Genomic DNA, 12,697 nt, shown 5'->3' with positions numbered 1-12,697 from the left:
TAAAAAACCAATCTTACTATATAGTATACAGAAAGGGAAAATTCAGTGTCAATAACTCGCAACAGTGCGCTAATTTTCCTTTTTTTCTTCAGGAATGTTAAAGATAACTTCATTTTTCTCCGAGAAGAAATACTCTTTTCTAGCTAACTTCCCAATGTAATCATCATCATTTAATTTAATTATGTCTTCTTTTAGGATTGCCTGCTGCTTTTTAAGATCAGACAGCTGGTGATCAAGCTTCTTTTTTTGTGCAACTTTTGCTTCGAGCTTAGTGGTTTGGGAAATGTAACTTGAAATCATTAAATAGGATAGTAAACTCGCAAATACAAAAAATAACGATAACCTTCTAATTAATAATTTTCTTTTCCGTGCTGAGGCAATTTCAGCGTATTCTTGTTGTTCCACATAGGTTGTCTGAATTTTTGAGACACTCTTTTTCGGCTCAGCGCCCATTTCCCTTCCCTCCTTTACTCTTTTCTCTTTTTCCATTTATCTATCCACTTATTAATATAATTCCTTATTTCCTTAAAATTTCCTGCCGTTTTATTATATAACTTCTCGACGGTTTTTTTAAGACCTTTCGGCAAAAGTTTCCAAAATAATTCCACTATTGTTCGCAATGGCACAAAAATAATTTTAAATACGATTAATACAACCTTAAAAACAAATTTGACAAGGGTTAAGAGTCCCCTGCCAAGTCCAAGAATAATCGTAATCGTAAACATAATAAGGCCAATGACAGGTTTATAAATCAGGAGCTGGAAGGATTTTTGCAAAAATTTATAAATAGCAACAATCGATTGGATCAACGTTTCAAGCAGTTTAAGGTACACACCTTTAAACAAGCTTTGATAGGCAGCAAACCCACACACAAGGGCGATAAAGATATAAAATCTTAATTCCCCATTATTGACTAAAAATAACGTATAAAAAATAAGTAATGCTTGAATGATCCAAAATAATAAATCATTGATAAACACAATCCAAGCCTTTTGCTTAGGTCGTTTTAAGAAGCGTTGATACGTATCAAACATGACGCCGAACAACGATCCCATCCCAATCATTGAAATCATCGTAAGAAATTGCGTTGAAAGGGTCATCGGAATAACTTGCTAAAGAAGCCTTTAGCTTTCTCCCCATGCTGTTCATCAAGATAAACTAAGTCAAAGATTTTCCCCTTTATGGAAACAATCCCTTTTTCAACATCCAAGTTTTTCATGTGTAGATTTTGTCCTTTAATGGCTAAAAACCCCATTACCGTTTCTAAAAGGAATTCTTCATTATCAAAGCTCTCAACCTGTTTAACCCCTGTAATATCAAGAAGCTTTCTTCCTCTCATAATCACATCATGATCTGGAACACTGCTCTTTGTTGAATGATTATCATTATATTGGTTCATCCTTCATCCCTCACAATCATTTGTACAACCCTTTTGTACATTTTTATGTGAAGGATAAGGGAAATAGAACATTATATCTTAGAAGCTATCACTCGAACCTAATTTCTCTTCTTTTAAAATGGTATACATCTCAGCAGCTTCATCCTTACGGGATGTTTCTTGAATACGGTCAATTCTTGCCGTTACCCTGCGCTGTCCAAGGCGAATGGTTAATTCATCCCCCACTTTAACAGTGGAGCTTGCCTTCGCTTCCTTTCCATTAATCTCAATTCTGCCTTGATCAGAAACTTCCTTTGCTAAGGTCCGTCTTTTTATTAATCTAGATACTTTTAAAAACTTATCTAAGCGCATGTAAAAAATCCCCCTTTATTATAGTCCCTTGGCTTTTGCTTCATCCCAGTAGTGGTCGAGTTGTTCAAGTGTATGTTCCTCAAACGGCCTTCCGCTTTCTTTCACCTTTTTTTCTACATGGTGAAATCTGCGTGTAAACTTTTCATTGGTTTCAAACAGTGCCTCTTCAGGGTGAATCTTTAAGAACCTTGCTACATTCACGAAGGCAAATAACAAGTCACCAAATTCTCCCTTAGCGAATTGCATGCCTGCCTCTGTGCCATCCAATTCTGCGATAAATTCATCAAGCTCTTCTTTCACTTTCGCGAGCGCGGGGGTAATTTCCTGCCAATCAAAACCAACCTTTGCAGCTTTTTTCTGCAGCTCATACGCCCGCAGTAAATTAGGCTGACTCTTGGACACACCTTCGAGTAAAGATTCTGGCGTTGTCCCGCCTTTTTCTTGTTTCTTTATTTCCTGCCAGTTCTGGACGACCTCGTCCGCATTGTCGGCCTTACCTGTTCCGAACACATGCGGGTGCCTCCGGATCATTTTAGCGGACACCCCTTCAATAATATCGTCGATGGAAAAATACCCATCATCCTCACCAATTTGAGCATGAAGCATCACCTGCAGCAGGACATCGCCCAGCTCTTCAACTAAATGATCAATATCACCTTCATTAATCGCCTCAATGACCTCATAGGTTTCTTCAATTAAGTATCTTTTTAACGATTCATGGGTCTGTTCTTTATCCCATGGGCAGCCGTCAGGGCTTCTTAAGATTGCAATAATTTCTCGAAGTTTAGTGAAATTTTTTAATAAAATTTCTTCGTTTTTCACTGGCGGGACATAGACAGACGTCAAATTGTTCAGCGAAACATTTCGGTCTAACTCATACAAAGCCACCTTTTGAATCACTTCTTGACTGCTTCCTGCTGCAGTGACAATATATACCTCATAATCATCAGGTAATTTTTCCATCAAGGTTAACTTGACGTTTGATGCAATAAATTGATCATACACCTGGCTAATAATCAGGTGCTGTTCGATTTGCAGCTGGCTGCTCACAAGTGAATTACCATCTAGCAGTTGAAATCCTTCAATGGGATCAATTTTTAATGAGGCAAATAGTGCATCAATAAAGCTCTGTCCCCCGCCGATGATAATCTCTATTCCCATTTTGGGGCCATTCTCTATTAAAAGCTGCACGGTCCGCTCGGCAACCAGTGGATGGCCAGGCACAGCATAAACAACCGTGCTATTCTTGGCATTCTCCAATAAATTCTGGGTAATTTCTTCATAAACTGCTTCAAACTGATCATGTTTTTCATACACATCGTCAAAGGATCTATAGGTGATTCCTTCGTTTTCTAACTCCGTGACGACAGGATGTTCCTTTGTTCGTAAAAATAAGTTTTCACTTCCTGCAAGTAATTTCTTATATACCCCAAATGGCAGCTGTTCTAAATCTCCAGCTCCCAATCCAACAATTTCGATTTTTTTTACCATATCATTAACTCCTATCTTTTCGTGCTAATAGATGGATTAGCTTACTTCCCAGTGGGAATAAGGCAAGTTCTTCCTCACGAAACAAACGACCGCGGATAATAATCAATAAAAAGAGAAACCCGCCTAGGGTAACAGCGCTCAACGATTGCAAAGCAGCTCCCATTCGGTCTAATTCAAAGAAATCTACAACAAAGTTGGTCAAATATATATAGATTCTTAATACGATGACCATGGCAGCTGTGGCCGTTAGGATGGGTTTCCACCATTCAGAAGAAACGAGCGGACCATCGATTATGTTTTTAAATCTCACTAAAAGGAAACCACAGACAAGACCTAAAGTGATTAAAGAGGAAACAGCCGCTCCCATGGTTCCCCACAATGGAATAAAAATAAGATTTAAACTGTATTTAAGTGGAAAGGAGACCACTACGGCAATCGCAGGGAAAAGCAGGCTTCCCAAACCTTGCATCATCGCAATAATGGTGGAGATCATCGACGTAAGGAAAATGACAAAACCAAGAACGCCCAATACGGCAGAACCCTTATCATTTTCAAACAGCATTGTATTGGTTGGTTCGATTATAGCCCAAAGACCCACAGAGGCTCCAATTCCAATGACGATACTCACTCTCATGGCCAACTGAATTTTCTCCTGTATTTCCTGCTGTTTTGCCGCTAAGCGAGCCCGGCTTATCAACGGCACCAGGGTTAGCGACATAGATGTTGCTGCAACGGTACCTAGTTGAATTAACGGTTGCCCCCTGTCATAAATTCCTTTTACACTTTTAGCAAGATCCTCGTTCATTCCATTTGCGACAAGCAAGGAGTATAGATTCAAGGCATCTGCTAATTGAATAAAAATCATCAGCATCCCACTTAAACAAATCATCAACCCTTGGAACAGGAGCGCCTTAACAATTACGCTGATGTCTGACCTGTACCTCTGACCTCTTCCCCTTAATGGCCTGATTACTTTCCATTCTTTACGAATCCATAAAAACATAAACAAGATAAGTCCAGAAATGACACTGCCTGTAATGGAACCAAACATCGCTCCGCCACCGACCAGATAGAGAGAATAGCCCTGCCGTATAAACAGGTAGGATAAGAAAAGAATAGTTACGACCCGTACTGTCTGTTCACCAACTTGCGATAAGGCAGTTGGCACCATATCGCCATTGCCTTGATAGTAACCTCTCAATAAGGACCCAATCGGAGATGTCAAAAAAACAATCGAGACAACCCTCAGTAAAATCGCTAAATGGGGATCGTTCATCCAGCCGGCAATTCCCTCTGCTCCTAGATAAAGTATAAGGAAACAAACAATCCCAAAAGCTTGTAGAAAAAGAAACGAGACGAACAGCAGCAAACGGGAATTTCCTTCATCGCCTTTTGCTTTCTGCTCCGCATACAGCTTTGAAATCACAACAGGAAAGCCAGTTGTTGACAAAACGATCGCCATCCCGTAAAACGGATATACTTGCTGATATATGTAAAAACCGATGTCACCCACGATATTCTGAAAAGGAATGCGATAAAAGGCACTTAAGATTTTTGTTGCAATTGCCGCAATGGTTAAAATAAAGGCCCCTCTAAAGAGCGCCTTTGATTGATTTACGGGCCTTGTTGACTTCATTGCTTCACCTACTAAAGTAAACTCCAAGGTATTATAGCATACAAAACCGCGCTAAACGTTTCAAACCATTTACAAAGTATGAAATGTAAGGCGCCATACCTCCTTTTACGAAAAAAAGACAGCCTCAGCTGTCTTTTTTGTGTAGTAAGAAAGTATAATTTTCAGCCTTGAGAATTGTCCAGCTCCAGCGCCCTAACGGCTAGTGTCCTTCGCTCTCCGCCCTACGATAAGTCAACATCGAATCGCTAACGCTCTTCGTGTTTCCTTTATCGCGTTTAACGGGCAGTAGATTCTCAACTGCCCGTAAGAACCCGATCGGTTCAACTAACAATCAGCGAGAAAAACGTTCGCTGATTGAAGTTTCACCTTATCTCAGTTGGAGCGCTCCAGGCCATACGCCGCTGACCAGGGCGCTTCCGCTTTTCTATTACGATTCCATTTGTCTTGCTAAGAACCCTGCAGCTGTTTCGACTGCCTTTTGTTCGACTTCTCCCAGTGTTCCTTCTCGGGAGAAAATAATAACAGCACCAATTGGATCACCATTTGCAATAATTGGCCCAATTGTATAGGAAGAAACCGTCTCATCGTTACCGTCAGCCAAAGCAATATCACCCTGCTGTGTCTGAAGAACAGAATTCCGTTCCTCCATTGTCTTCTCCACTAAATCACTAATATTCTTGTTTAAATAATCTTTTTTAGAACCGCCTGCAAGGGCAATATACGTATCTCTATCACAAATTAATACAGGGTTACCGAGGCTGTCAAATAGGGCTTCTGCATATTCTTTGGCAAAATCGCTTAACTCGCTGATTGGTGAATATTTTTTTAAAATTACTTCCCCGTCTCGGTCTACAAAGATCTCTAACGGGTCCCCTTCTCGGATACGCAAAGTCCTGCGTATTTCTTTAGGAATAACAACACGACCCAAATCATCGATTCGACGAACAATTCCAGTTGCTTTCATCCAATGTTGCCTCACTTTCATCTGATGATTTTACTAACATGGTAATGATGTAAATCATCACCAGCTTTGAAATTAGTATCTTTCATCTGGAAAGTTCTATTCACAAACATTTCATTTTTTCACAACATGGGAAATATGTCACATATTTTCTAAAAAATCGGGAAATAATCGGACTTGCAAAGTTATGATTATTTGACAGGATTGCCTTGATCTCTTTTAGCCGTTGGAATTCCTTTAACCATTTCACTAACGACATGGAGCCAAGCACCTGTATCATATTCTTTAGTTTTAATGACGATTTTTAATCGTGATCCTTCCATACCTGGAGAAACGTTTCGTCCAAATTGATTGCCAAGATGGAACAGCTTGCTTCCATCAATGCTGTTAGTCATTTGCTCATTGACAAAAATGGTGACTTCCTGTTTGTTTTGTTTAATTTGGTCGACGCCATTTAACAGAGCATATACCTTAATTTCCGCAATTTGGAACAGGTAATCCACCTCATCTGGGTATTCCCCGAAACGGTCGATCATCTCTGTTTGCAGCTCTTCAATATCCTCAAGTGCCTGCACACCTCTAAACCGCTTATACATCTCAATCTTTTGATGTCCATCCTTAATATAGCTGTCCGGAATATAAGCATCAATTTCAAGGTCAATTTCTACCGTCTTTTTAACTTCCCCTCCGAGATCTCCTTTTCGCTCTTCTATCGCTTCTTTGAGCATTTGCGAGTAAAGATCAAATCCTACAGAGTCAATAAAGCCGTGCTGTTGGGCACCTAATAAATTTCCTGCACCGCGGATAGATAAATCCCGCATTGCAATCTTAAACCCTGAACCTAATTCCGTAAACTCTTTAATCGCTTGAAGCCGCTTTTCAGCAACCTCTGTCAGTACTTTATCTTTTCGATAAGTAAAATAAGCATAGGCAACGCGATTGGACCTGCCCACGCGGCCGCGAAGCTGATAAAGTTGGGAAAGTCCCATTCGGTCTGCATCAAATACGATTAAGGTATTTACATTCGGGATATCCACACCCGTTTCAATAATGGTTGTGCTGACAAGCACATCAAATTCACCAGCCAAGAAGCTGATCATGACAGATTCTAATTCATTTTCCGTCATCTGCCCATGGGCAAACGTAACCCGTGCATCAGGCACCAGCATGGATATTTCCTCGGCCTTCCTCTCGATATCTTCCACTCTGTTATATAAGAAATAAACTTGTCCGTCCCTGGCAAGCTCACGCTCAATGGCTTCACGTACCAAGGCTCCATTGTACTCCATGACATAGGTTTGTACAGGGAACCGATTTTCAGGTGGTGTTTCAATAACCGATAAATCGCGGACACCGAGCATCGACATATGAAGGGTTCTCGGAATTGGTGTAGCCGTGAGTGTTAACACGTCCACATTTGTTTTCAGCTTCTTAATCTTTTCTTTATGCGTCACACCAAAACGCTGCTCTTCATCGACGATTAACAAGCCTAAATCACGGTAGATGATATCCTTTGACAGCAAACGGTGGGTTCCCACCACAATATCGACTGTGCCTGCTTTTAAGCCTTTAATCGTTTCTGTTTGTTGCTTTTTCGAGCGGAACCGGCTTAATAAACCAATATTAATCGGATAATCCTGAAAACGCTCTCGTAATGTCTCGAAATGCTGCTGCGCCAAAATGGTGGTTGGCACTAGAAAGGCTACCTGCTTTCCGTCCGCTATCGCCTTGAAGGCAGCGCGAATCGCGACCTCGGTTTTCCCATAGCCCACATCACCGCAAAGAAGGCGGTCCATTGGACGAGGTCTTTCCATATCCTTTTTAATTTCATAAATGGACCGGAGCTGGTCCTCTGTTTCTTGATAGGCAAACGATGTTTCGAATTCTCTTTGCATATCGCCATCAGGTGAAAAGGCGTAGCCAACAGCCGCTTCCCGTTCGGCATATAACTTGATTAAATCATCCGCAATATCCTGAACGGAGGATTCAACCTTCTTCTTGACCTTCTTCCAATCGCTGCCGCCAAGTTTATAAACCTTCGGCTCTTTCCCCTCCGAGCCCACATATTTCTGGACTAAGTCGATTTGTTCCACCGGGACATACAATTTATCTGTTCCTTGATAGCGGATGTGCAGGTAATCTTTATGGACGCCATTAATCACTAATGTTTCAATTCCTAAATATTTACCAATCCCGTGGTTAACGTGGACTACATAATCGCCAATTTTAAGCTCCGAATAACTTTTAATCCGTTCTGCATTGGATAATTTTTGTCTATTAGTTGATTTTTTGACCCGCTTATTAAATAACTCTTCTTCCGTGATGACAGCTATTTTTTGAATAGACAGTTCAAATCCGGCATGGAGATTTCCTTGCATAATCTGGACTTTACCGGGTAAGAGCTGCGAGTCTCCCTTAACAATGCCGGCGTTGATTTCATAGTCTTCTAGCACCCGTTCGAGCTTTTTTACCCGCTCTTCATCAGGTCCTAAAAAAAGGATTGAGTAATTGCCTTTTTTCCATCGTTCAATCTCCGCCTTTAGTAAATGCATTTGTCCATGGAAATTCTGCATTTGCTTACAAGCGATATTAATAATATTTTGCGGGCTTGTATTGGCTACATGCCGTAAAAACAAGGACATATATAGGATTGGAAATTCCTTTTTTTGCAGCATAGCCGCCAAGTCATGAGAGATATGTAGGTCATGGATAATTTGTCCTTCACTCAGTAAGCTTGTATACCATTCTGCCTCTTCTTTTATGAGAGAGTCATTCATCTCTTGGACCCTGCTTATTTCATCAATAAATACAAGTCCATTACTTGGTAGGTAGTCTAGTAAACTAGCAGGCTTGTCATAGGCTAGTGAAAGGTATTTGTAAACTTGGTCTGGCTTTTGCCCGTTTTTTAACTGTTCCAGCTCATGGCTGATATTTTGGCTTAGCTGCAATTTAGCTTTATCATCTTTTAACTTTCTTAAGCTCTTCGCTAATCCTTCCTCCAGCTTACTAATTATTCGGCTGAGGTTATCATCATCTAACAGTATTTCGGTTGCTGGGCCAATTAGAACTTCCTTGATTTTCTCTTTTGAGCGCTGGTCATCCAGTGAGAAATAACGAATCGAGTCAATTTCTGTGTCAAACAATTCAATTCTAAGTGGATCTGCCTCTGTAAGCGGATAAATATCAATAATTCCTCCCCTTACACTAAATTCTCCTGGTGTCGTAACCATTTCTGTTCGGGCATAACCCATTTTAACTAATGTCGTTAACATCTTGTCTATATCGATATCTTCCCCTAGCTTTAACGACAATTGATAGTGTCTCCATTGTGATTTAGGGGGAATAATTTTCTTTAAACCGGAAATAGGAACAATTAATATTCCCCGTGCTTCCTTACTCCAGTGATTTAAGGCCTCCATTCTTTGCGCCTTTAATTCTGGACTGGCAATACTTAGTTCCGCTGCAATTAACTCATTGGCTGGGAAAAGAAAAACATCTTTTTCACTTAATAGATTGACAATATCATCATAGAGTTTTTGTGCTTGTAATAGATTATGGGTAACCAGCATGATCGGTCTGTCCATCTGTTGATAAATCGACGCAGTCAAAACTGTTCGCGATGAACCGGATAAACCGGCTATCAGCTGTTCCCTTAAGCCTTCTTTCACTCCATCAATAATGGAATGAACATCTTCCTGTTTCAGGAATAATGACGTTAAACTATTCAAGGTTTCTCCTCCCTCCTAAACAATATACTAATGTTAATATTTAATATTTATATCATGTTATTAGTAGAAAATACTAAATAGAAAAATGCTTTGGAAGGGTTCCAAAGCTGTAGAGAAATTCACTCTCTATATGTTAATGAATAAGAAAATCATATTGATGGTAGTCTGGGTTCCGTTCTAATGCTTCCTGGCAATCTTCACAAATGGCTGTAATATGAATATCTCCAGTTGGGTCATACGAAACCATTTCCTGTCTTTCCTGATCTGTTAACTTATGCAGACCAAGGGTTTCGGAGTGAATCGATGTTTGTTCTATAGAACCAAGATTTGTACCGCAATGACGACAATGATAATGGATTGACACGCCTGTCCCTCCCTATTCTAGGATTCATTCATAGTATGTACCTGATAGGGGGAACTTATTCAACTAGCGATTCTTGTATATGAATCTAATTTGTCGTTTTGATTTATTGTATGAAAGTATAACATGTATCATGAACAATTACTGATTATAATCATTCATTACCTGCAGGAAAGGCTTCTTTAGCCATGCTTCACATGCCTCGGCACTCTTCTTGACTGCTTCTTCAGTAAATGGCCTTTCCTCAGGGCGAAAACGTCCTAGTACATAATCCGGGACACTCATCCCAGGTTCCGGCCGGGCAATTCCAATCCGAATCCGGTTAAACTGTTGTGTTCCCAAATGGGCAACAGTCGACTTAATCCCATTATGACCGCCCGGACTCCCTTTTTGGCGGAGTCTTATTTTTCCAACGGGCAAATCGAGGTCATCATAAATAACTAAGAAGTCCTCTATTTCTATTTGATAGTAATCCATCACGGCTCTGATGGATTCGCCTGATAAATTCATATAGGTAAGTGGTTTTAAAAGGAGCACCTTTTCCCCATTATGTAAACCAATTCCATACAATCCCTTAAACTTTGATTGATTAAGGGGGATGGAAAAATGATTGGATAAAGTATCAATGACTTCAAAACCAATATTATGTCTGGTTTGCTCATATTGTTTTCCAGGGTTACCTAAACCAACGATACATTTCATTTGAGTTCCCACCTCTTTCGGTTCAGCCAACCTTTTAAAAATTTTCCGAAACATCATTAATCTCCCATTGGATCATTTCTGTTGTATATGCATCAAAAGACGTAACCTTAACCAGGTTACGTCCAACTCTTACTCTTCGTTAACTATCTAGCTTAAAGTACCCCGCTAAACGGGCGCTTCCGCTTTTCTTTATGTCCAGCTCCAGCACCCAGCGTCTAGTGGCCTTCGCTCTTTTCCCTACGATAAGTCAACATCGGATCGCTTACGCTCTCCGTGTTTCCTTTATCTCAGTCAAAGCGCTCCAGTCCATACGCCGCTAAACGGGTGCTTCCGCTTTTCTTATTCAGGAGTGGTTTCTCTTCCTTCTTCATGATCTGGATGGCCGCCATCTTGCTGCTCACCAGCGTTAATTTCTTCTTCCTGTCTTGGCGGAAGAATCGAAGCCACCACTTCTTCGTCTTCATGGTTGATGGTAAACCCACCGACTTCTGGAATATCTCCTACTAATACCGTCTCACCTACCTGCAGATTGGATATATCCACTTCAATTTGCTGTGGGATATTGTCTGGGGTAGAGGTAATTGATAATTGGTGAACGGACTGTTGCAATACACCGCCATCTTTTACTCCGATAGCATCGCCCACTAAAACCAGCCGCACATCCACATTGATCTTGGAGGATTTATCGACAGCTAGAAAGTCCACATGGAGAATGGCCTTTTTAAACGCATCCTCTTGGTAATCCGATAAGATGACATCTTGCTTGCTGCCATTTACATCAAGAGAAATAATTCCGTTCCTGCCAACCGCACGGATTGTCTTGGTTAAATCCGCTGAACTTACGGACACCGGTGTACTTTCAACCTTGGAGCCATAAATAACAGCTGGGATATTTCCATTTTGTCTAATGTTCTTTAAGGCAGAACGACGAAGTTCCTTACGTTCCTGTGCTTGTAAAACAGTGCTCATGTGTTTAGTCACCTTCCTATTTTAGTTAAGACTATCTTTATAAAAATACCCTAAAACAGGAAGGTCTAATCACCTTTTACATAATAAGTAAGATTGCATGCTGCCTTTAGAATGAGCCGCTGTGCGCAGCCTGTCTTTTCTTTTAATCAAATAATGTACTTACAGATTGTTCTTCGTGGACACGGATAATAGCTTCTCCAATTAACGGTGCCACAGAAAGGTGAATAATTTTATCGCTCTTTTTCTCTTCTGGAAGAGAAATAGAGTTTGTCACGACTAATTCTTTAATTTTCGAGTTTTCAATTCGCTCAATCGCAGGTCCCGATAAAACAGGATGTGTACAACAAGCATACACTTCCAACGCCCCGTTTTCTACTAAGGCATTAGCTGCTAGTGTAATTGTACCAGCTGTATCAATAATGTCATCGATTAAAATCGCAACTTTTCCTTCGATATTACCAACGATATTCATGACTTCCGCTACATTTGGTCTTGGACGACGTTTATCAATAATGGCAATCGGAGCTTTCATTCGTTCCGCTAATTTTCGTGCTCTTGTTACACCGCCATGGTCTGGAGACACAATGACAATATCACCGTCAAATTTTCTTGATTTAAAGTACTCTGCCAAAATAGGTACGCCCATTAAATGATCTGTTGGAATATCAAAGAATCCTTGGATTTGCGGTGCGTGCAGATCAAGACAAATCACACGGGTTGCACCAGCGGTTTCAAGCAAGGTTGCCACTAATTTTGCCGTAATTGGTTCACGAGCGCGTGCTTTACGATCCTGACGAGCATAACCGTAATACGGCATAACAATGTTAATTGTTTTAGCAGAAGCTCTTTTTAAGGCATCAATCATGATTAATAATTCCATGAGGTTTTCATTAACTGGTGAACTTGTCGATTGGATGACATAAACGTCACAGCCACGGATACTTTCTTCAATATTAATTTGAATTTCACCGTCACTAAATTGATTAACAGAACATTTTCCTAGTTCTACTCCGATTACTTTAGCAATCTCTTCTGCCAACGGCAGATTTGAGTTCAAACTAAACACCTTTAAATTCGGATCTAAATATTGATTTGACAT

12 protein-coding genes are annotated in these 12,697 nt (G+C 40.4%); all 12 read right to left on the bottom strand.

From position 1 onward, the window contains the following. Positions 1 to 69: 69 nt before the first annotated feature. Positions 70 to 489: an FtsB family cell division protein gene (locus AC4E8C_RS00355; RefSeq protein ID WP_490209395.1), complete on the bottom strand. Its 420-nt coding sequence runs from the start codon at positions 487 to 489 to the stop codon at positions 70 to 72. Beyond that, a complete protein-coding gene (gene yabQ / locus AC4E8C_RS00350) occupies positions 468 to 1,100 on the bottom strand; it encodes a spore cortex biosynthesis protein YabQ (protein WP_490209393.1) in 633 nt (210 codons plus the stop codon). Before yabQ ends, AC4E8C_RS00355 begins: the two co-directional genes overlap by 22 nt. Continuing rightward, positions 1,097 to 1,399, bottom strand: coding sequence for a sporulation protein YabP (gene yabP / locus AC4E8C_RS00345; protein ID WP_490209391.1), 303 nt, complete (start codon positions 1,397 to 1,399; stop codon positions 1,097 to 1,099). The genes yabQ and yabP overlap by 4 nt, the downstream gene beginning before the upstream one ends. Positions 1,400 to 1,477: 78 nt before the next feature. Further along, positions 1,478 to 1,750, bottom strand: coding sequence for an RNA-binding S4 domain-containing protein (locus tag AC4E8C_RS00340; protein WP_490209390.1), 273 nt, complete (start codon positions 1,748 to 1,750; stop codon positions 1,478 to 1,480). An 18-nt stretch (positions 1,751 to 1,768) separates the two neighbouring features. Continuing rightward, a complete protein-coding gene (gene yabN / locus AC4E8C_RS00335) occupies positions 1,769 to 3,241 on the bottom strand; it encodes a bifunctional methyltransferase/pyrophosphohydrolase YabN (RefSeq protein WP_490209388.1) in 1,473 nt (490 codons plus the stop codon). Positions 3,242 to 3,245: 4 nt separating this feature from the next. Next, on the bottom strand, positions 3,246 to 4,877 hold the full coding sequence (locus tag AC4E8C_RS00330) for a putative polysaccharide biosynthesis protein (RefSeq protein ID WP_490209386.1): 1,632 nt from the start codon (positions 4,875 to 4,877) through the stop codon (positions 3,246 to 3,248). A gap of 427 nt (positions 4,878 to 5,304) precedes the next feature. Further along, positions 5,305 to 5,841: a stage V sporulation protein T gene (gene spoVT / locus AC4E8C_RS00325; protein WP_490209384.1), complete on the bottom strand. Its 537-nt coding sequence runs from the start codon at positions 5,839 to 5,841 to the stop codon at positions 5,305 to 5,307. A gap of 188 nt (positions 5,842 to 6,029) precedes the next feature. Continuing rightward, positions 6,030 to 9,566: a transcription-repair coupling factor gene (mfd, locus tag AC4E8C_RS00320; RefSeq protein WP_490209383.1), complete on the bottom strand. Its 3,537-nt coding sequence runs from the start codon at positions 9,564 to 9,566 to the stop codon at positions 6,030 to 6,032. Between the two features lie 133 nt (positions 9,567 to 9,699). After that, complete coding sequence (gene fin, locus AC4E8C_RS00315) at positions 9,700 to 9,930, bottom strand: anti-sigma-F factor Fin (RefSeq protein ID WP_490209381.1); 231 nt, start codon at positions 9,928 to 9,930, stop codon at positions 9,700 to 9,702. A gap of 138 nt (positions 9,931 to 10,068) precedes the next feature. Further along, positions 10,069 to 10,629 carry an aminoacyl-tRNA hydrolase gene (pth, locus tag AC4E8C_RS00310; RefSeq protein ID WP_490209379.1) on the bottom strand — a complete coding sequence of 187 codons (561 nt, stop codon included), beginning with the start codon at positions 10,627 to 10,629 and terminating at the stop codon, positions 10,069 to 10,071. A gap of 339 nt (positions 10,630 to 10,968) precedes the next feature. Continuing rightward, positions 10,969 to 11,598, bottom strand: coding sequence for a 50S ribosomal protein L25/general stress protein Ctc (locus AC4E8C_RS00305; RefSeq protein WP_490209377.1), 630 nt, complete (start codon positions 11,596 to 11,598; stop codon positions 10,969 to 10,971). Positions 11,599 to 11,740: 142 nt separating this feature from the next. Next, a complete protein-coding gene (locus tag AC4E8C_RS00300; RefSeq protein ID WP_490209376.1) occupies positions 11,741 to 12,697 on the bottom strand; it encodes a ribose-phosphate diphosphokinase in 957 nt (318 codons plus the stop codon).

Source organism: Neobacillus sp. SRL179 (assembly GCF_984799095.1).
This window is presented reverse-complemented; position numbering and strand designations above follow the sequence as displayed.